The 20095-nt window shown below is 57.9% G+C and carries 22 protein-coding genes; 6 read left to right on the forward strand and 16 right to left on the reverse strand.

The window, feature by feature from the left end; translation table 11 throughout:
• Positions 1 to 25 precede the first annotated feature (25 nt).
• From D467_RS0108565 to D467_RS0108595, 7 genes are read right to left on the reverse strand one after another with little or no spacing between them, the layout of a single operon-like run.
• A complete protein-coding gene (locus tag D467_RS0108565; RefSeq protein WP_018917096.1) occupies positions 26 to 1192 on the reverse strand; it encodes a glutathionylspermidine synthase family protein in 1167 nt (388 codons plus the stop codon).
• A gap of 18 nt (positions 1193 to 1210) precedes the next feature.
• The gene (locus D467_RS0108570) at positions 1211 to 1825 is read right to left on the reverse strand and encodes a DUF1190 domain-containing protein (RefSeq protein WP_018917097.1); all 615 of its coding nucleotides are present in this window, start codon (positions 1823 to 1825) and stop codon (positions 1211 to 1213) included.
• 11 nt (positions 1826 to 1836) lie between these two features.
• On the reverse strand, positions 1837 to 2247 hold the full coding sequence (locus tag D467_RS0108575; RefSeq protein WP_018917098.1) for a DUF350 domain-containing protein: 411 nt from the start codon (positions 2245 to 2247) through the stop codon (positions 1837 to 1839).
• Positions 2248 to 2298: 51 nt separating this feature from the next.
• The gene (locus tag D467_RS0108580; RefSeq protein ID WP_018917099.1) at positions 2299 to 3018 is read right to left on the reverse strand and encodes a DUF2491 family protein; all 720 of its coding nucleotides are present in this window, start codon (positions 3016 to 3018) and stop codon (positions 2299 to 2301) included.
• On the reverse strand, positions 3018 to 4097 hold the full coding sequence (locus tag D467_RS0108585) for an ion channel (RefSeq protein WP_018917100.1): 1080 nt from the start codon (positions 4095 to 4097) through the stop codon (positions 3018 to 3020). The genes D467_RS0108580 and D467_RS0108585 overlap by 1 nt, the downstream gene beginning before the upstream one ends.
• Positions 4098 to 4145: 48 nt before the next feature.
• Positions 4146 to 4841 (reverse strand): PspA/IM30 family protein, encoded by a 696-nt coding sequence (locus D467_RS0108590; protein WP_018917101.1) that lies wholly within the window; start codon positions 4839 to 4841, stop codon positions 4146 to 4148.
• 23 nt (positions 4842 to 4864) lie between these two features.
• Positions 4865 to 5320, reverse strand: coding sequence for a DUF2170 family protein (locus tag D467_RS0108595; RefSeq protein WP_018917102.1), 456 nt, complete (start codon positions 5318 to 5320; stop codon positions 4865 to 4867).
• A gap of 334 nt (positions 5321 to 5654) precedes the next feature.
• Between D467_RS0108595 and D467_RS0108600 the strand changes: the two genes are divergently transcribed.
• Positions 5655 to 6272 (forward strand): cyclodeaminase/cyclohydrolase family protein, encoded by a 618-nt coding sequence (locus D467_RS0108600; protein WP_018917103.1) that lies wholly within the window; start codon positions 5655 to 5657, stop codon positions 6270 to 6272.
• Positions 6273 to 6279: 7 nt separating this feature from the next.
• On the opposite strand, the gene D467_RS0108605 is transcribed toward D467_RS0108600, so the two are convergent.
• The 5 genes from D467_RS0108605 to D467_RS0108625 all read right to left on the reverse strand — a co-directional run bounded on the left by D467_RS0108605 (position 6280) and on the right by D467_RS0108625 (position 12106).
• Positions 6280 to 7803 carry a malonate--CoA ligase gene (locus D467_RS0108605; protein ID WP_018917104.1) on the reverse strand — a complete coding sequence of 508 codons (1524 nt, stop codon included), beginning with the start codon at positions 7801 to 7803 and terminating at the stop codon, positions 6280 to 6282.
• Positions 7800 to 9152, reverse strand: a complete 1353-nt coding sequence (locus D467_RS0108610) for a malonyl-CoA decarboxylase (protein WP_018917105.1) — start codon at positions 9150 to 9152, stop codon at positions 7800 to 7802. Before D467_RS0108610 ends, D467_RS0108605 begins: the two co-directional genes overlap by 4 nt.
• Positions 9153 to 9163: 11 nt before the next feature.
• Positions 9164 to 10498, reverse strand: coding sequence for a TRAP transporter large permease (locus D467_RS0108615; protein WP_018917106.1), 1335 nt, complete (start codon positions 10496 to 10498; stop codon positions 9164 to 9166).
• Positions 10499 to 10500: 2 nt separating this feature from the next.
• Positions 10501 to 11022: a TRAP transporter small permease subunit gene (locus tag D467_RS0108620; protein WP_018917107.1), complete on the reverse strand. Its 522-nt coding sequence runs from the start codon at positions 11020 to 11022 to the stop codon at positions 10501 to 10503.
• 88 nt (positions 11023 to 11110) lie between these two features.
• On the reverse strand, positions 11111 to 12106 hold the full coding sequence (locus tag D467_RS0108625; protein ID WP_018917108.1) for a TRAP transporter substrate-binding protein: 996 nt from the start codon (positions 12104 to 12106) through the stop codon (positions 11111 to 11113).
• 155 nt (positions 12107 to 12261) lie between these two features.
• Here D467_RS0108625 and D467_RS0108630 point away from each other — a divergent pair, with 155 nt between their 5' ends.
• From D467_RS0108630 to D467_RS19685, 5 genes are all read left to right on the forward strand, one after another.
• On the forward strand, positions 12262 to 12945 hold the full coding sequence (locus tag D467_RS0108630) for a GntR family transcriptional regulator (RefSeq protein WP_018917109.1): 684 nt from the start codon (positions 12262 to 12264) through the stop codon (positions 12943 to 12945).
• An 85-nt stretch (positions 12946 to 13030) separates the two neighbouring features.
• Positions 13031 to 14059, forward strand: a complete 1029-nt coding sequence (locus D467_RS0108635) for a GlxA family transcriptional regulator (protein ID WP_018917110.1) — start codon at positions 13031 to 13033, stop codon at positions 14057 to 14059.
• Positions 14050 to 15216 carry an MFS transporter gene (locus tag D467_RS0108640; protein ID WP_018917111.1) on the forward strand — a complete coding sequence of 389 codons (1167 nt, stop codon included), beginning with the start codon at positions 14050 to 14052 and terminating at the stop codon, positions 15214 to 15216. Before D467_RS0108635 ends, D467_RS0108640 begins: the two co-directional genes overlap by 10 nt.
• Before the next feature lie 53 nt (positions 15217 to 15269).
• Positions 15270 to 15635 carry a hypothetical protein gene (locus D467_RS0108645; RefSeq protein ID WP_018917112.1) on the forward strand — a complete coding sequence of 122 codons (366 nt, stop codon included), beginning with the start codon at positions 15270 to 15272 and terminating at the stop codon, positions 15633 to 15635.
• Positions 15635 to 15808: a DUF1289 domain-containing protein gene (locus tag D467_RS19685; protein ID WP_018917113.1), complete on the forward strand. Its 174-nt coding sequence runs from the start codon at positions 15635 to 15637 to the stop codon at positions 15806 to 15808. Before D467_RS0108645 ends, D467_RS19685 begins: the two co-directional genes overlap by 1 nt.
• Positions 15809 to 15844: 36 nt before the next feature.
• On the opposite strand, the gene D467_RS0108655 is transcribed toward D467_RS19685, so the two are convergent.
• The 4 genes from D467_RS0108655 to D467_RS0108670 are packed head-to-tail and all read right to left on the reverse strand — an operon-like array spanning position 15845 to position 20095.
• A complete protein-coding gene (locus D467_RS0108655) occupies positions 15845 to 16294 on the reverse strand; it encodes a phosphatase domain-containing protein (RefSeq protein WP_018917114.1) in 450 nt (149 codons plus the stop codon).
• A complete protein-coding gene (locus tag D467_RS0108660) occupies positions 16291 to 17364 on the reverse strand; it encodes an MBL fold metallo-hydrolase (protein WP_018917115.1) in 1074 nt (357 codons plus the stop codon). Before D467_RS0108660 ends, D467_RS0108655 begins: the two co-directional genes overlap by 4 nt.
• Positions 17361 to 18407 carry an ABC transporter ATP-binding protein gene (locus D467_RS0108665; protein ID WP_018917116.1) on the reverse strand — a complete coding sequence of 349 codons (1047 nt, stop codon included), beginning with the start codon at positions 18405 to 18407 and terminating at the stop codon, positions 17361 to 17363. Before D467_RS0108665 ends, D467_RS0108660 begins: the two co-directional genes overlap by 4 nt.
• Positions 18395 to 20095 carry an ABC transporter permease gene (locus tag D467_RS0108670; RefSeq protein WP_018917117.1) on the reverse strand — a complete coding sequence of 567 codons (1701 nt, stop codon included), beginning with the start codon at positions 20093 to 20095 and terminating at the stop codon, positions 18395 to 18397. Before D467_RS0108670 ends, D467_RS0108665 begins: the two co-directional genes overlap by 13 nt.

The raw sequence follows: 20095 nt of genomic DNA on the forward strand, positions 1-20095 counted from the left end.
TTTCCCTTAGCGTATCAATAGCGCGTTACACGATGGCGTGGGGCACAAAGCAGGATGAATCCTTGGTAATCCGCCCTACGTCTTCCCGCACGCCGATACCGCAGGCCCTGTCACCTACCACCCAACTGCCGATTAAGGCGTGATGATTACCAAAGCGTGGCATAGGGTGGTACGCCTGACGAATCCAGGGGCTGTCAGTATACGGGCCGTCTACCGCTTCGCGCTGGCCCTCCGGTGTTAACAGCTCGATATTGCTGCCTTCGCGCGAAAAGAATGGCTTACGCACCCAGCCTGGAGAAAGCGGCTCAGGGTTGCGCTCTTCAAAGTAGGCGGGCAAGAGATTGGGGTGGCCTTTAAAGTGTTCCCAAAGCAGCGGCAGAATGCCTTTATTGGAGAGAATGGCTTTCCACGGTGGCTCGAACCAGTGAGTGTTCAACTGGGGGATTTGTTCGCCAAATTCATCGTCGGCGAGCTCCTCCCAGGGGTAGAGTTTAAACAGCGCCTGAATCGGCTGATTATCCAGATCGATGAAATAATCACCTCCGGACTGATAGCCGATATCTTCCATAAAAATAAACGGCGCTTTTAATCCCGCTTGAACAGCGACATCCTGCAAATAGTGGACGGTTGCCCGTTCCTCGATATTATCCTTGATGCATGAGAAGTGAAGCGTTCGGTCCTCAAGGCGGTCGCCAATATGGGCCATGGCGTTGATCAGGCGCTCCTGAATGGAGTTATATTGATCCGCGTGGCGAGGAATAATGCCCTGTTGAATCGCTTGCTCAAGCCACACCCACTGAAAGAACCCCGCTTCGTAAAGCGAGGTGGGCGTATCGTAGTTAAGCTCGAGCAGCTTGGCGTGGCCTTGGCCTGAATAGGCAAAATCCATCCGCCCATAAAGGTGCGGCTGACCGGATACCCATGAGTTGTGGATGGTATCCCACATGAACTCCGGCAGGGCCAAGCGTTGCATGAGCGCATTGGAGTGACAAACCCTGTCGACAAGCTCCATGCACATTTCGTGAAGCTCTTCGGTAGGTGCTTCGATATCCCGCTCTACCTGTTCAAGCGTAAACTGATAGTAAGCGCTTTCCGTCCAGTAAGGCTCGCCTTCAATGGTATGAAAATGAAACCCCAGCTCATGAGCCAGGGTTTTCCAGTTGGGGCGTTCGGCCACGTCGATTCTAAGCATGTAAATATCCGGTGCGGGTCACGAGCCCCAACCTCCGCGGGCAGAGGAGCGTGAGCCGAAGCCGCTGCGCTGGCTGGTTGCCTGACGATTCTGCATCGCCGAGGTGCGCATGGTCTGCTGGCGCTGACTGACGCGCTGGCTGGCCTGATTGGTAGCGGTATTCCAGTTGCCCTGATTCTGGCGGTTGCGATATACCGGCTCCTGATAGACGCCACGGCTAGCGGCACCACTGCTTGAGCGCGACATCATGTTGCCGACCATATAGCCCATCATCGCGGGCATGAACCAGCTACCGCCGCTGCTGCCGGTCGCCGCTTGGGCCTGCTCTTCGTTGGGCGCGACGCAGGCACCTTCGCCATGCTCTGCTTCACAGGCTTCAAGGGTGTTGAAGCGCGGAACTTCTTTTATCGACGCTTCGTAGGCTTCTTCGCAGGCGCTCTGGGTATACACATCGGCGGCTACGCACTCATCCACGCTCTGGTAGCTGCGCGGGCTATCGAAGCTGACATCGGTGGTCTGTTCTGGCTGGCCACAGGCGGTAAGACCGAAGGCACTAGCCCCCATCATCGCCAATGACAGGCGGGCACTGCGCTTGCGACGAGGAAGGTGTGGTGTCTGATCGTGATTTGCCATCTGTAAACTCCTTACCACGTCATCGAGGCTGCGTTGATCAGGCCTACCGCAATCGATACGCTGCCGACCAGAACGCCGTATGCCATATGGCCTTCGGTAATGTGCAGTGAAAGACTTTCCCCCTGGTTTTTCAGCACCATTTTCAGCCCAAAGAAGGTGGCTAATTGAACGCCGAACGCGATGATGCCCCACAGGATGAAATCGATGAAACTAACGGAGTTCGCCATGGCGCTGTAAAGCGGCAGGGTGAAGCCCAGAATCGAACCCGCATAAGCGGTAGCGGCCGCGGCGTTACCTTCACGAATCAGTGTCCATTCGTGGTGAGGCGTAATCCGGCTATAGCAGTACATGAACGCAACGAGAAGCACCAGCGCGCCGATCAGATAGCCCAAGAAGTGGGGGAGGCCTTGTAAATACAGCATGTGTAGGATCTTCCTTGGTTGAGAATAAATAGTGTAGATGGCTGGCGCCGTTTAAATAGCATCAATGTCCACGGAGGTAACATCAACCCCCAGATTCTGCACCAGCATGAAGCCGCCTTCGCCGTCATTTTCAGCATTCAGCAGTACGTACTCCATGCGCTCAGAGCCTTCAATCTGGCGCTCGTAAAGCATGGCGTGATGGGTAACGCTACGCGTCATGACGCTTTCCGTGGTCATTACCTGCTCTTCAAGCAGCACTGGCGGTGACCAAAGGCTCGCTTCATCGCCCCATACACGCTGATATTGGCATTCGCGCCCGCTTGTGTCAGTAGCTTCAACGGTGATGGACTGCGCACCTAGTTCGCCCGCTTTCTTGTCATCTGCATTGATCAACGCATCAAACTCGACGTCCGAAAGATGGGTGACGCGATAAAAATCAAACAGCTTGTATTCAACCACCTGCTGATTTTCGACATTGGCCTGTAGCCACGTATCGTTATCCAGATAAAAGCGCACCAGGTGAGCGCCCTGGCCCAGGTCTACATGGCCAACGGCCGCCACATGGTGGTAGGGCTCGCTTGACCAGCCAAACAGGGTGTCCGGAAACGCGCTCAGCTCGGCAAGTGCAATCTTGACACGGCCATCCAGACGCAGCCCTTCGAAATCTTCAGGCGTCATGCCCTGCGGCAAGCCTGCGCTGAAGGTTGCTGTACTTTCCGCCTGTGCGGCGTCATCTGAAGTGCCAAACAGGCTTTTCAAGGTCTTGAACATCAGGTAGTTCCCCCCAGAGCAGACTGAAACAGAGCGACGAGGTCACCTTCGCTCAGGCGCTGATCACCCATGTAATAAAGAGTATCGCCCGCCCTGACCGCAAAGTCGGCAGGCGGATTCAATAGTTGGTGTTCATCGCTTGCCGGGCGCCAGACGCCTAGCAACGTCACGTTATTGTCCGCTTTCGCCCTTGCCATCAAATCGCCGTAGCGCACGCTCTGCTCACGGGGGAGCGTGGTGGGCAGGCAGGCCTGGAACTGGGTAGCTCCCTGGTCGATGGCCAGCAGCTCATTGACCACCCGACTGATCCCCGCGTCGGTGGCCGAGCGCACCAGCATTTCGATAGAGAGCCCTTGGGTGCACTCGATACCCGGCAGCGTACGGCGCAACATGCTGGCAGTCGAAGGATTGTCGCAGTGCGCCACCATGTGGCAACCCGGCGATTTCTGGTCGTACACCGAAAGCGCGATGGTTGCCACACGCTCATCCACCTTGTCGTAGATAATGATGCGGCTGGCGCCCTTGATACCCGCCCGGTTCAGCAGTTCGGCATCGGAAAAGCTTTCGCCCTTGACGAACTTGATACTGCCGGGCAATGGGTTATCGATATCGGCGGCTACGCACAGCACAATATCGTCCGGCAGGTTAGGATCCGCCTGAAGGATACGAATGATATTGGCCGTTGGTTCGCCATGCCAACCGATCACGAGCGTATGCCCGGTAAGGTCTGCGTAGTTCGCATTACCCTGCACCAGCGTTCTCCATGTTGAGCTGATATTGGCCGTCGCTTTGCCGATAAACGCAGCAAACAGGATGATGCCGCCAGGAATCACCCAAAGCGTGGCTGCCCACTGGCCAATTGGCGTTTGAGGACTGAAATCACCATAGCCTACGGTGGTGGTGGTGGTGACATAAAAGTACATCCACAGCCGAAAGGAACTGGCCACCACTTCACCGGCAACGGACATGGCAGCCCAGGAGAGCGCCGAATGCCCGATAACCATCAAAAACAGAAAGGTCCAGCTGACGCTGATGGTGGAGGCTTGAAGCGCCTTTAGAAGACGTACAAAAATAGGCACTGCTCGCTCCTTGAGAACAGGCCCGCCCTTGGGCGGGCGCTATCTTGGTTACGCTTGTGGCGTATTCTTCTTGGCTTTCAGGCGGGCCAACACGTCTTCGGCCTTGCGGTCACTTGAGCCAATACCGGCGGCCTTCAAACGTGCGTCGAGCGATGAACCACTCTCTTCAGCGGCCATCTGGTCGGCGGCCTGCATCTGGGCAGAGTTAAGCTGCTGGCGCTCGCGAATGCGCTCCAGAGACTCCATGGCACTACCCATGGCGCTGTTCTGGCCCGAGTGGCGTGCCGCCACGGCAGACTGAGCCTTCTGGGCAGATTCAGTCGCCTTCACCACGCTTACCTGCTGTTTGAGCTGGCGCAGCTGGTTTTCGGTGTTACGAATGGCACCACGCAGGTTCTCGATGCTGGCATCGTACTCGCTGACAATATTACGCTCGGCGTCGAGTTCTTCCTGCATGGCCACCATGCGCTCGGCGACTTCCACGGCGAGTGCTTCTTCGCCTTTATCCAGGGCGGCTTCAGCGCTCTGCTCAAGCTCGCTGATCTTGCCTTCCAAGGTGTCGGCTTTATTGCTGTTCAACTGACGCTGGCCCATCAGGCGTGCCAGTTCGGTCTTGGACTGCTTGAGATGATTTTCGGAATCACGGATTTCCTGATCCAGAATACGCAGAGCCTGTGAATCAACGACCGCCTGGCCGGTTTCATTGGCTTTACCGCGTAAGGCCGTCATGATTTTACTTAACATAAGGGTTGCTCCTGAAAAGCGTATTAAGAAAAGTGTTCCTGAATCAGACCGGCGACTTCCATGGCGGCACTGGCCGTAGCGTGCAGTTCAGCGCAAATGGACGCCAGTTTTGAGTCGCCAAATAGCTGGCCATAGGCCACGTAGAAATCACGCCCATCAATAGAGACGATGCCGACAGATGCCAGCGGTAGGGCAAGACCTTGGCGCAGCAGTACTTCGTTGAGTTCGGACTGGTTGCTTACGCTGTCCACCGCGGCGATAGCGGTCATGGCAATCCATTCGTTGTCACTACGCGACAGGGTCAGGGTTAGATTGCCGTAATCGTGAAGCTCCCAGATCAGGGTCTGGTTGGCCTCATCCAGGCTGAGGTTGGCATCCGGCCACTCAAGCTCGCTGGTATCGGGTTGTGCGGTAGCTTCGGTAACAAAACGATAAAGATCGGCGGCAGACAGCGCGCCGGTGTCATTTGAAGTTGTCAAAACAGCAAGCTCCTTATGCAAAGTGAAGTTTAGTTTAGCATCAACGCTAAATAACCTTCTAGCGCAGTACAATTCATTGCTATTTCGGCCAATGGTAATCCTTGGGGCAAGGCATCAGTCATTGCCTGGGCAAGTAACGGTTTTCATCACGCTGCCTGTACGCTACCACGCCGCGGCCTAGAGGTGGCGTAATAACGCATGCTCGCTCAAGGTGAGCCATACTGACCGCAGCGTCTTTCAAAAGGGGTTAGGCAGTGCGCAGCACACCCGATCATAAGACCTGAGAGGCGAGCATGAGTTCGATTTCACCGCCAAGATCTGCGGAGTAACGCATATGCAGGATGCTGGACAAGGCCACACCCCCGTTTGGGAACAAACGCTTGACCATTTTGGCGATTCGCTTGCCCGAAAACCTATGCCAGGTTGTGGAGCCGCAGCCAGCGTGACTGCCGCCTTGGGCGTGGCGCTGATTCTCAAGGGGCTGCACCTGAGTCAGCAGCATGAGACAAGCGAGGCCAGGCGCGCCCTGCTTGGCGAAGGCGAGCACTTAAAAGAGCAGCTTGGCCCCTTGGCCGATAAGGACATTGCGGCATTTGAAGGGTTGATGGCGGCATTTCAGATGCCCCACGATGACGAACACGAAAAAACGGACCGATGCCGCGCGATTCAGCAAGCCGCCGCCACGGCGGTCGACGTGCCGCTACAAACGGCACGGCTGTGCCAGAAGGCTCTGAACCTTGGCGTACGGGCGGGTGGGTACAGCGAGCAGCAATTCGCCAGCGACACCCAAGCCGGGGGGGAGCTGCTGGCTGCGGCATTGCGCAGCGTGCTGCTCAACGTTGAAGCCAATATTGACTCATTGGGCAGCGAAGCAGAAAAACGCCGCGCTCAAAAGGCTCACGATGAGCTCAAAGAGCAGGCGGCGTTGTTAGTGGCTCGAATCGCTAGGTGAAGCGGGGTTAAGCTGAGCGGTATGTGTCAGCAAAGCGCTTACGCAATTCGTTTTTCTGCACCTTGCCCATGGTATTGCGCGGCAGCTCCTCGACAAAAAAGACCCGTTTGGGCTGTTTATATTTGGCCAGGCGCCCTGCCAGGTGATCAAAAATCGTGGCCTCATCAAGCGTCGCGTCCGCCTGGCAAACCACAACCGCCGTTACCCCTTCGCCAAAATCAGGATGCGGCAAGCCAATTACCGCCGACTCAATCACCTGCTCCAGCTCATCGATAAGCTGCTCCACCTCCTTGGGATAAACATTGTAGCCCCCGGAAATCACCAGATCCTTATCGCGGCCCACGATATGCACATAGCCCTGTGCGTCACGCATGGCCAAATCGCCGGTGATGAAAAAGCCGTCATCGAGCAGCTCTTCCCGGGTTTTCTCGGGCATTCGCCAATAGCCGATAAACACGTTAGGCCCGCGGACCTGAAGAATGCCGATGTCGCCTTCATCGACTTCCGCGCCTGACTCCCGATCGATAATTCGAATATCTACACCGGGCAGCGGCATTCCCACGGTGCCCGCACGGCGCTCCCCCTGATAGGGGTTGGAGATATTCATATTGGTTTCGGTCATGCCGTAACGCTCTAAAATCGCATGGCCGGTCTTGGCTGCAAACGCTTCGTGGGTTTCAGAGGTCAGCGGTGCTGAGCCCGAGATAAACAGACGCATGTTTTCCGCCACTTGCGGTGTCAAACGCGCGTCCTGAACCAGCCGGGTATAGAACGTAGGCACACCCATCATCACGCTACCGTGGGGCAGTTCCTCAAAGATGATATCGGCATCAAACTTGGGCAGAAACAGCATGCTGGCGCCAGCCATCAAGACGACATTACATGCCACAAACAGCCCGTGCGTATGAAAGATGGGCAGCGCATGAATCAGCCGATCCTCGGCACTGAAGTGCCAGGTTGTTACTAACGTTTCAGCATTGGACGCCAGGTTGCGGTGAGTCAGCATGGCGCCTTTAGAGCGCCCGGTGGTGCCGGAGGTATATAAAATCGCCGCCAGATCGTTTTCGCCCAACGTAACGATCTCCTCACAGGGCGCTGCGCGACGGGATGTCTCCATCAGGCTGCCATCCGCCGCACTACCCAGCGTAGCCACCGCCGGGCAGCCGGTTTCAGCGGCAAGCGCTCGCGCTTTCTCTTCAAGCGTGGGGCGGCAAACAAACAGCGCAGGTTCGGCGTCGTTTAAAAAGTAGCGGATTTCATCGCCGGTATAGCCGGTGTTCAAGGGCAGATAAACGCCGCCAATACGCAGGCAGGCCAAGTAAAGCAGTATTGCCTCAGGGCTTTTATCTACCTGGACGGCAACGCGGTCGCCTTGTTTTACGCCCAGTTTAATCAAGGCACCGGCAAGCTGGGCGCTTATGTTCAGCGCATCGGTGTAACTATAGTGGCGGCCTTCGCGAGTGGTAATAAAGTCAGCATCGGCGCGCTCGCGCATCTTGGCGGCAAAGGTTTCAAACAGGTTGTGGTTCATTTGGCGGTCTCTCCCTTGGCCAGCTTGCGGGCGCGACGCGCAAGGTCACGCACTTCATTTGAGCAGGCAACGGTGCCCTTGGCGGTATAGTTTTCGTGATTGCGTTCAATGTCATCAAGCACATACAGATAGTTGACCATCAGCCCCGCCGCTTGCTTGACGCCTTTGGACGAAATATCGCCCAGCCAGTTAATGCGATGCAGTTCAGCGCCGTTGCCCAGGTGAAAGCGGGCGACAGGATTGAGAGGCAAGCCCTTGGCGTTTTTGGCTTCGATCAGATAGCGGGCGGCCAGAGGACGAATAATTGCTTTCAGGCTTTCTTCGCGTACTGAGTCGTGGTGCCAGTCGGGCGTTTCAAGCTCACCCAGCGTGCTGCGCAGGGTTTCCGGCCACTGCTCCTCCTCGCGCTGCTCGGTGAGCCATTGGGCAAACCCGGGGACCGGCGACAGCGTTACGAAGTATTTAAGCTGAGGAAGCTCTTGCGAAAGCTCCTGTACCACCTGCTTGATCAGAAAGTTACCAAACGAAATGCCGCGCAGGCCGGTTTGGCAGTTGCTGATCCCAAAGAAGGCAGCCGTATCGTCGTCTTCAGGGTCATCGCCATTTTCTTCACCCACCAGAATCGGCTGAATGCGACTCGGCAGCCCTTTATGCAGGGCCACCTCGACGAAGATCAGCGGTTCGTCGCCAATCGCCGGGTGAAAGAATGCAAAGCAGCGCCGGTCGCGAGCATCCAGCCGTCGGCGTAGGTCATTCCAGTCCTGAATCTCATGCACCGCTTCATAACGAATGATCTTCTCAAGCACAGAGGCTGGCGTGTTCCAGTCGATTCGTTTAAGCATTAAAAAGCCGCGGTTAAACCAGGAGCCGAAAAGGTGCGCAAAGTCGTCGTCGATAGGTCCCAGTTCGGGCTGCTCGCGCAGCAACCCCAGCAGGTCTTCGCGCATCTTGACCAGCTCATAGGTGCCGTCGCGGGCCAGGTTCAAGCGTCGAAAGAGCTCCTGACGGCGCGGTTCGCAGGCTTCAAACAGGGTTTGTAACGTGTAGTTGTCGCGGGCTTCTGAGTAGGCCGCATAGGCTTCATCAATTTGCGCAGCGTCGGCTGCAAAGTCGCTGGCCAGGCGCGCAAAAAAGCTGGCTTTTTCAGTGGCTGATAAGCGTTGGTAGATAGCTAGCGCCCGGCTTGCCAGGGCAATGCTGGAAGCTTCGCCGTCGCTTGCCAGAAGCGCTTGGCAGGCACTCACCAGATGACCATGGTCAGGAGTAAGCGCTCCTGGGTTGCGACGCCGTAACAGTGCATCACGTTGAGTGATATTGTTAAAAATCTCCTGCAGAAACATCATGTTCATGGTCCAGCTCCTTAACCCATTATCAAGTTGGGTAGCCACAACGCGATGCCCGGGAAGAGGCATAGCAGCAAGATGCCCAGAACCATGCACAGCGCGTAGGGCAGGCTGCCCATCAGGATGTCGCGCAGCGAGATATCCGGTGCGATGCCTTTGATAATGAACAGGTTCAGCCCCACAGGCGGAGTGATCAGACCGATTTCCAGGTTGATGGTCAGGATTACGGCGAACCAGTAAGGGTCAAAATCGGCGGCAATGATGATCGGCAGCAGAATCGGCGCGGTCATGACGATGACTGCCACCGGTGGCAAGAAGAAACCGGCTACCAGTAAAAACAGGTTAATCACCCCCATTAACACCCAGCGGTTGACCTCCATGTCGGCAATGGCGGCGGCCACGGTTTGGGTAATAAACATCGAGGAGAGCGCGTAGGCAAACACTTCGGCGGTGGCGATGACCAGCATGATCATCACGCTTTCGCGCAGCGAATCGCGCATGATCAGTTTGATCGGACCCAGCTGCCACATGCGATAGATTAAAATGGCCAGCGCCAGGCATAAGAAGGCGCCTACGCCCGCCGCTTCCGAGGGTGTCGCCACCCCGCCGTAAAGCGCAAATAAAATGCCCGCCACCACGCCTAGAAAAGGCAGAACGCGCACTAACGCCTTCAGGTTGCTATCGACGTTGTGTTTAACCGTCTGCTTCAGGCGCTCGGCAGACTCCGCCAACGGGTTGTTATAACCACCGGCCATTTTGCAGGCGATCATCGTCCAGATCATGAACAGCCCCGCGAGCATAAAGCCCGGCACCACGCCTGCGATAAACAGCCGACCGATGGAGGTTTCGGTAGAAATGCCGTAGATAATCATGGTGACCGATGGCGGAATCAGAATGCCCAGCGTGCCGCCCGCGGCAATACATCCTGCCGCCACGCCATCCGGGTAGCCGCGCACGCGCATCTCAGGAATGCCCATTTTACCGATCGCTGCACAGGTGGCCGGGGACGAGCCTGAAAGGGCGGCAAAGATGGAGCAAGCGCCGATATTGGAGACCGCCAGGCCGCCCGGTAAGCGCCCCATCCATAAGTCGAGCGAGCGATAAAGGTCGCGCCCTGTGGGCGATGAGGCGACAGCCGCACCCATCAAAATGAACATCGGAATGGCGACAAAGCCAAACTCCGCAATGCGGTCAAAAAACGTTTCGCCAAAGTAGGTGAGCTCGGCAAGCCCGCGATCATAAAGTAGCGCCAGTAGCGACACACCGCCCAGCGCAAAAGCGATAGGGGTACCAATGGCCATGAGCGCAATCAGCGCGATGGCTACAATAATGCCTAAGGTAATCGGATCCATGCTCAGTGCTCCCCGCGCAGAATTTCAGCCACGTATTGCAGTACCAATAGCGAAGCGCCTAACGCCATGGGCATAAGCGCCGGCCAGAGCGGCGGGTTCCAGACCGAGCCGGTGGTCCAGTTGCCATGCATGGCTTCCAGTACATACACCCAGGAGGCGTAGGCAAGCGCTGCACAAAAGGCCAGGCCAAAAAGCGAGGCCACCAGGCGCATGGCTTTCTGGGCGATACCGCCCAGCGCATCAGGGACGATGGTGATGGCGACGTGGCCGCCGGTCATGAGCACGTAGGGGCTGCCCATCAGCATGGCGCCGGTCACTGAAAAAACGGTGAACTCGGTTTGCCAACTGGTGCTCATGCCCAGCACGTAGCGAATAAAGACCATCTGGCAAATCACCAGTACGCCCGCCACAAACAGGGCGCATGCTAGATAGGCAAACAGGCGTGACAGCCTGTCCATCAGACGGATATAGCTGCCGATAACCCCACCGCGAGCGGCAGGGGGATGCGTGGTTGAAGTTGCCATAGTTCCCTCATCAAGCTAAGCAGGCGACAATCGAACCGGACCACTCGCCTAGTGCAGACAAGTAGTCACAGGTTGCTGGGGTAAGTGCTTACTCGACGGCTAACGCCGCATCGATGATGGCCTGGCCATTGGGAACGTTATTGGCAAAGTTCTTGTAGGAGGTTTCACGGGCGATCTCGAGCCAGGCGTTGTAGTCCTCCTCGCTCATGCTGACCACTTCCACGCCGTTCTCTTCGTAAACATCGACCATCTCCTGGTCAATGGCCGCCGCTTCTTCGGCAAAGAACTGCTCGGCCGCTTTACCCGCTTCCATCAGAGCTGTCTGCTGCTCTTCATTGAGGCCTTGCCATACCTGCTCTGAAATCAGGATCGGCTCGTACATGAACCACAGCGCGAAGTCGCCTGGCTGGGTCATGCACTCAACCTGTTCGTAAAGTCGAAACGAGATAAACGACATGGAAGAGGTGTTGGCGGCGTCGAGTACGCCGGTCTGCATGGCGGTGTAAATTTCAGAGGAGGGCATGGAGGCGATGGAGGCACCGGCGGCTTCCAGCATCTCTTCAAACGCCGGGCCCGCGGCGCGAATGTTTTGTCCGGATACGGTGTCGGGGGAGGTAATGCACTGCTCGCTGGACGCGAAACCGCCCGATAGCCAGGCATGGGATAGAACGCGGGCGCCCCCATCCAGAATCACAGCTTCAATCAGCTCCATGTATTCCGAGTCGTTCAGGCGCTGGGCGTGCTCCTGGTTACGCACTAAGCCGGGCATCAGAGTGGCGGAAAATTCAGGGTGTCGACCGCTCGCGTAGTCCAGCGGTAGCGAGGTAATGTCCAGGCGCCCACGGGTAAGCGCGCCCCACTGCTCGCGGGCTTTGAACAACGACTGGCCAGGGTAGACTTCGATGGTAAGCCCAACATCCGCCTCAGCTACATGGCGGGCCATCATTTGGACCATTTCATCACGGACATCACCTTGCCCGCCGGGGAATTGGTGAGAGGCGCGCAGCACGGTATCGGCGCTGGCATGAGAAACGGCAATGGCCAAGCCCAGAGCGGTTAGGGTGGTACATAGGTAGCGTTGCATATGGCATCTCCAACTGTTTGTTGTTGTGTGTTTGGAAGAGCTTTTTATGTGTATCAGAAAATCTGATATATATTTCAATAGTCCCTGGCTGTGCTAATGTCAAATAAGTGCAGCATACAATAAGTATAATGGCGTGCCTTTTTTGGAGGTGAAGTATGGCCGATACCAAACGTTCCAACGCGCAGAAGCTTCGCGATTCTCTTGAAGACGACATCATCAATGGCCGTCGTCTACCGGGCGAACGGCTGGACCCCGAAGAGTTGGGGCAGACGTTTAACGTATCACGCACGCCGGTGCGCGAGGCCTTTCAGCAGTTGGTCGCCAGCGGCCTGGTCACCGTTTCGCCGAAGAAAGGCACGTTTGTAGCCAAGGTGGGTATCGACCAGCTAATCGAAATGTTTGAAGTGATGGCCGAGCTTGAAGGCATGTGCGGGCGACTGGCAGCCCGGCGCATCAGCGAGCCGGAGCTTGCTGAATTACGCGCCGCCCATGGACGCTGCGAGGCCGCCGCCCTGGCGGGTGATACCGACGAGTACTACTACGAAAACGAAGCCTTTCACGACTGCATCTATGCGGCGAGCCACAATACTTTTCTGGCCAGCGAAGCTCGTCAGTTAAAACAGCGCTTAAAGCCCTATCGTCGTCTGCAATTGCAGGTTCGCCAGCGCATGCATAATTCGCTAAGCGAACACCAGGTCATCGTAGATGCCATTACCCAAGGCGATGCTGCATTGGCTGAGCAAGCGCTATGCGACCACGTGCTGATTCAGGGCGAACGATTCAGCGACTTCGTGTCCAGCGTGCGTCGCATGGAAGCGCCCATCAGCCAAACGGGCTAGCCAATGTCCGTATCGGTGGGGTAATGGTCCTTGCCGACACGTCACGCTCGGCGGAAACTCTCCCTATTAACGAGCGGGAGAGAACATGACGCGCCATATTGCCTTATTAGCTTACCCCGACTGCCAATTGCTGGATGTCAGTGGCCCCTGGCAGGTGTTTGCCAGCGCCAATGCGCTAAGCCCAAAACCCTTATACCGCTTGACTCTGGTCGCGGATGCACCTGGGCCGGTAATGACCAACGGCGGCTTGGCGGTGCATGCCAGCCACGCCTATGTCGAACTGTCGCAATTGCAGCCTTTGGATACGTTACTGATCGCAGGCGGCAGCGGCGTGATGGAGAAACGCCAAGACCTGCACGTGTTGGCGCTTTTACGTGAGGTGGCGCCTCACGTGCGCCGGTTAGGCTCGATCTGCTCAGGGGCTTTCTTGCTGGCTGCCGCCGGGCTTTTAGATGGCAAGCGGGTTACCACCCATTGGCGCCATGCCGAGCAGCTTGCCGAGGAGTACGCGGCACTTAGCGTTGAGCCTGATGCGCTGTATATACAGAGCGGTGATCGCTACACCAGCGCCGGGATAACGGCCGGTATCGATCTGGCGCTTTCGCTGGTGGAAGCCGACCATGGCGCTGACCTTGCCGGGCGGGTCGCGCGAGAGCTGGCGATGTTTCTGCATCGCCCGGGCGGGCAGTCGCAGTTCAGCGAACTTCTACGCTGCCAGCAAAGTGCCGGTCCGTTGCGTCGTTTGTTGGATCATCTGCATGCTGACCCTGGTGGGGCGCATTCGCTGGAAAGTATGGCGGCCTTGATGGCGGTGTCGCCACGTCATCTTACCCGCCTATTCAAGCGCCACTTAACCACGACGCCAGTTACTTACTTGACCCAGCTGCGCCTTGAGCAGGCACGTTTGGCGCTGCTGGATGAGCATCAATCGGTATCGCTTGAGCGATTAGCCGAGCGCTGGCGCTTGGGTGGCGTCGAGCAGCTGCGCCGCCAGTTTCAACGTTACTATGGCGTTTCTCCTTCTGTGTATCGCCAGCGCTTCGGCGCGGCGGCTAAGCCTACCCTTACGTCTACTCTTGTGCCTACACTTTTGGAGCCATCGCCATGCCATTAACCGTTACGCTGTTATCGCTGTGCCAAGCGCTGTTGGTCAGCGGCAATATCCTGCTGATTGCCGTATCGCCTCTCATTGGCGCCTCGCTGGCACCAACCGCCAACTGGGCCACTGCGCCGGTGGCCAGCCAGTGGCTGGGGCTAATGTGTGCCACCATTCCCGCCTCGCTGATCATGGGGCGGCTGGGGCGTAAGCGCGGGTTTGTGCTGGGCAATCTTATCGGCTTGATGGGTACGGCCGTGGCCATTTCAGCGCTACGTCAGCAAAGCTTTAGCCTCTTCCTGCTGGCGACTTGGCTGATTGGTATCGGTATCGGCTTTGGGCAGCTCTACCGCTTTGCGGCCCTTGAGGCAGCCCCCACCGCACTGCGCGATAAAGCGCTTGGTTTAGTGATGGGCGGCGGAGTGTTGGCAGCGTTTGCAGGCCCCTGGCTTGCCCGCTTTAGCCGTGAGCTGAGCGAGACGCCGTTTTTAGGTAGCTTCGTTGGGCTGGGCGTGCTGTATGTGTTGGCACTGGGCATATTACTTTGTACGCGGTTGCCGGTCGCCTTTGTGCAGGCAGTAGAGGGCGAGAAAAAGCCCTTGTCCGCTATCCTGCGCCAGCCTGGTTTCCTGCTGGCCGTCAGCGCGGCGGCCATCGGCTACGGCGTGATGAACCTGGCCATGACCGCAACACCGCTGGCGATGGCAGGGGCTGGTCACAGTTTTGACCATGTCGCCACGACCATTCAATGGCATGTGGTCGCCATGTTCCTGCCCTCGTTTTTTACCGGCCATTTGACGGCGCGCTTTGGTGCTCCACGCATGATTAGCGCTGGCTGCTTGTTGCTGGTGGCAAGCGCAATCGCTGCCCAGTTCGATGCCGGATTTGCAGGCTTTAACGTTGCGTTGATTCTGTTGGGGCTTGGCTGGAATTTTACCTTCCTGCCCGCCACCGGGTTATTAACGCAGAGCTATCAACCGGCGGACAAGGCGCGCACTCAGGCGGCTAACGAGTTTCTAGTGTTTGGCACGGTCGCCTTGACGGCGCTGCTGGCGGGGCCGTTGGTTAATACATTGGGCTGGGCGATGCTCAATGCGCTCTTGATTCCTGTTTCGTTACTGCCAGTGGTGTTATTGATATGGCAACGACGGCCAAACGCGCCCTTGTTATCTTAAGATGTTATAACGCAGTTAATAAGGTCCATTTGTTTGTTAAGTCAGGTATTTACATGATTGCTAAACGGGAACGCGGAAAACTGGAACGGCAGATCATTGCTTCTTTGACCGAGGCCTGCGAGCAGGCCAAGGCTGAGGTGCCCGGGTTCGTCTGGCTAACCCACTGCGTGGACTACCAGCACTTTCCCGAAAGCCTGGTGGTTATCTGGGTATTTGATACCGATGCCCATTTAGCCTCAGCGCTAAAGGGCGATGCCAAACAGCGCCTGCATGATTTCACGGCCAGCGCCCTGGCCGAGGCAGGCATGGCGCTGGATAGCATCGCACAGCATATCGACTTCGATAGTGAACAGGCGTGCCAGCGCGCCCACGGCGGTGACTGGCAGCGCCGTCTGCGCGCGCGAAGCGTGAGGCACTGATGGCCAAGAAAATCGACAGCCCCTGCATCGCCGCCTGTCAGTTGAAGGGCGGCATGTGTATCGGCTGTGGGCGAAGTATTGAAGAAATTCGCCACTGGAAATCCATGAAGCGGCCCGAAAAAATCGCCACCATCAAACGGGCCGAACAGCGTTACAAGAAGCTCAACAAGTAGCGGGCTTTAGGGATACATCATTCGGGCGGCGCTTAATTAAAAATCACCCGGGGCGCATTGCAGGCAGGTAAGGCCCAGGGCGCGCCACTGGGCGACTACCGCATCGCGGTCATCCAGCACCAGCCAGGGCTCAAAACCGTCTTCACGCATGGTGCTAAGGAGGGCTTCCTTGACCGCTTCGTCATCCACGTGGTCATGGCCATCCGGGCGCAGGTACATGGCGTCAAACGGTATGGCGTTGCGGGTCAGCCATTCGTGGGTATGCTCGCGGTGAGTATCCGGGCGGCCGCTGCAAATGATGATTTGTTGGCCTTGGGCCTTCAATAATTTCACCAGCCGGGCGACCGGTTCGATCACCGGCGCTTCGGCCATAAACGCAAAGAAGGGGTCCCACTGTTTGGCGGGGCCTAACACCCATTCGTGTACTTTTGTGGGGTGAAATTCAGCTAACGTACCGTCAACATCGACAATCACGGCGTGGGTCATGCAAGGCTCCTGCTATTTAAGGTGTGAGTATTCAAAGAAAGCATCTTTTGTGTGGCGAGGCGCGCACCGAGTAACGTGCGCCAAGCGCCAAGAGCGGGTTCGGGTAAATGGGTAAACAGCGGCACCACTCGTTCGGCGTTTAGCTGATCAGCAAGCTCAACCAGATGCGAGGCGCGCAGATGCACATTCCAGCGCTGCCAGAGAATGTCGCCAGCGGCCAGTTCAACGCAGCGCGAAGGCGTCAGATAACCGGTGTGCAGCAGGTGAAAGCCTGGCCACATGGCAGCGGTGTCGTCACGATCACTGATCAGGTTGAGGCTTGGCTGGGAAGCATCGGGGCGCACCAGAATCGCTTCTATTCTTTTATCCACATGGGAACGGCGTAGCGTCGCGGGGAGCGCCAGCAGGGTTTGCAGATTGGCGCGAATAATCGGGTCAATAGCAAGCGAAAGCCCGCGAGCATCCGCCTCTTCGGCTAGCCAGAGCGCCATCTCAAGCGCTCGGCCTGATTCAGGCACCGGGAAAACCAGCGGGCGGTTCAAGTGTTCGCGGATAGCACCCACACATGCCTGCTGGGGTTGATCGTAGGTGCCGTAGGACGCATCAAGCAGCGCAATGCGTGCCGGGGGCGGCGTATCAAACGGGAATAGCCGGGACTCAAAACAGGCGTCGCCGCTGTAGAAAATGCCGCCCTCAACATCCAGGTGAATCCAAACCCCGCCCAACGAATGGCCCGCCTGACCGGTGGTTACCGTAATACCGGCAATCTGGCAGGTGCCGCGTTCGGGTAGCGGCTGCCAGGCGCGCCCGTTGGGGAGCGCTTGAGCTACCAGAGGCGTGCAGTAAAGCGGCAGCGTAGCGGGCAGCTCGCTGACCCCGCCAATATGATCAATATGGTCATGGCTGATAATCACCGCATCGACATCCAGCCTGCGCGCCCAGGTAATTGGCTCGCCCGGGTGCAGCGCGCCGCCGGCATCTAGCAGAAGCCGTTTGCCGTTGGCCTCCACCACTATGGCCGCGGGGCCTTTATCGCCCAGGCCGCTTAACATGTTGATGCTGGCGCTCATTGGTCAGGCTCCAGACACCAGCCTTCCAAGAGCGTCAGCGCCACCTGCTGGCCCAATTTCAGGGCGTGGGGATGATAGGCGAGCAGCGTTTCGCCGCCCTGCATGCGCAGGTGAATCTCATAGCGCTCGCCACGAAAGGTTTGGCGCTCAACGCGAGCGGTTAAGTCCTGCTCGCTTGGCGCCTCGGGATGCACCTGAATATGCTCCGGGCGCACCAGCACCGCCTGATGACGCTGGGCAGCGGGAGACGCCAGCCCCTGCATCAGCTCATTGCCGCCAAGGCGCCTGCCCGGTGCGCCGGTGCTTATCATCAACTGACTGCCCTGGCCGATAAAGCTTGCTACCCAAGACGTGCGCGGCTCGCGGTAGAGCGTTTCGGGTGTGGCCCACTGCACCAGCTTGCCCGCCTGCATCACCGCGATACGGTCGGCCAGCGCCATGGCTTCGCTTTGATCATGGGTGACGTAGACCATGGTGGCTTCGGTGCGGCGGTGGAAATCTGCAAAGCTGTGTTCCATGGAGGCGCGCAGGTGCCTATCCAGGTTCGCCAAGGGCTCATCCAGAAGCACCACTGATGGGTCGGTGACCAGGCAGCGGGCGAGTGCCACGCGCTGGCGCTGGCCGCCGCTTAAATCCTGCGGCGTGCGCTGGGCGTAGGGCTCAAGCGCCACTAGAGAAAGCGCTTGCTCAACGCGGCGTTGATAATCCGCCCCGCGCACACCGCGTAGCTTGAGCGGGTAGCCGACGTTATCGGCGACGCTCATATGCGGCCACAGCGCGTAAGATTGAAACACCATGGCCATATTGCGCTGCTCGGGGAGCACGTGGTGCTGCTCGCTTGCCAGAAGCTGATCGCCCAGATGGATTTCGCCGCCGCTTACCTGCTCGAACCCGGCCAGCATACGCAGCATGGTGGTTTTGCCGCAGCCGCTGGGGCCGAGCAGGGCGACAAACTCACCCGGCTCAACCGTTAATGAAAGCCCATCCACGGCTTTGTGTTCGCCAAACTGCTTGGTGACTTGCTTAAGGGTTAGCCCTGCCATGGCACGACTCCTTTGGGTAAACGCGGGGCCAGAAGGCTAAGCGAGAGCATGAGTGAAGCGACCATCAGCACGACCAGCACGGACACCGCTGACGCCAGAACGCTTTCGCCACCTTCATCGAGGTTAAAAATCAGCACGCCCAGGGTTTCGTTACCGGCGCTCCATAGCAGTGCCGAGACGGTCAGCTCGTTGACGGCCAGCAGAAATACCAGCAAGCCCCCGGCAAACAGCGCAGGTGCAATCAGCGGCATCACGATAGTGGAAAGGCGACGCCAAGGGCCGGCACCGGCGAGCTGGGCGGCTTCTTCAAGGGAAGGATCAAGCTGTGCAAGGCTTGCGCTGACCGGCTTTAAGCACACCACCAGAAAACGCGCCAGATAAGCCACGAAGATCAGCCCCAGCGTGCCGTAAAGCGCCACGTTGATAATGGGCAGTGGCCGCACGAACAGCAGTATGCAGGCAATCGCCAGTACCACGCCGGGCAGGGCGTAAGGCAGCTCGATAATGCTCAACGTCAGGTTTTGCAGGCGCGCTGGAAGCCGCTGGAGGCGGTAGGCCAGCGGCAGGCTGCACAGCATGAGCACCACGGCTGCGCCACCGGCAAGCCAAAAGCTATTGCGCATGGCGCGCCACGTGGCGCCCTGGCGGCCAATCACTTCATGGTAGGCGTTCAGCGTGGCGGTATCGGCATTGAGCGGTACGCCCATGGCCGGCACCAGCGAGCTGACCACCAGCGCCACCAGCGGCGCGACAAGAATGACCAGCAACACACTTACCAGCAGCACCGTGACCAGCGCACGAAAGCGGCCGAGCGAGAAATCATGGGCGCGTCCGCTATGGCCCACCAGCCCGAAACGGCTGCGGCCCATCCAGTGTTGCTGAAGCGCCACACCCGCCAGCGCCAGCACACCAATCAATAGTGAAAGGGCGGCCATCTCAGCCAGTACACCGGTGCCAAAACTGGCCATGCGCTGATAGATCAGCGTAGGCAGCACGTAATAGCCTGCCGGAATGCCCAGCATGGCCGGGATGCCGAAGTTACCCAGGCTTGAGATAAACGCCATGGCGCTACCGGCTACCAGACCGCTTCTCGTCACGGGAAGTACGATATGCCGCCACACCTGATTCTGCCGGGCACCGCTGATGCGAGCAGCTTCGACAAGCTCGCGTGGTAAGGAAAGTAGTGACGTGCGCAGCGCTAAAAACACCAGCGGGGCACTTTGAATACCTAGCAGTAGCGTGATGCCTTCCGCCGAGTAGAGCGGCTGTGGGCTGCCCAACGGCGGTGCCATGCCGATGCTTTTGAGTAACGGGCTTGCCGGGCCAAATAGCTGCAGCCAACTGAGCGCCGTGACTTGGGGCGGAATCATCATCGGCAACATAAAGCAGAACACCAGCCACGCCTTGCCGCGAATGTCGGTCAGGGTAATCACGAATGCAAACAGGCTGCCCAGCGCAAGGGCAATCAGCATGCCCAGCCCCGAGGTATACAGGCTGTGCGACAGCGCTCGCCAGGTGCTCGCAGACTGAAGCACGCGCCATAGCGGCGCGTTGCCCCCTTGGGTCAAATCGCTTAACGCTTCGACCAAAAGGCGTAGGCTAGGCGCCAGGCTCAGCAGGACCACGGTAAGCGTCAAAAGGGTAAGCAGCCAGCGGTGCTGGCTGCCTTGGGTAAGACTCGGTGACAT

Source organism: Vreelandella zhanjiangensis DSM 21076, from assembly GCF_000377665.1.
In the GTDB taxonomy this organism is placed as follows: Bacteria; Pseudomonadota; Gammaproteobacteria; order Pseudomonadales; family Halomonadaceae; genus Vreelandella; species Vreelandella zhanjiangensis.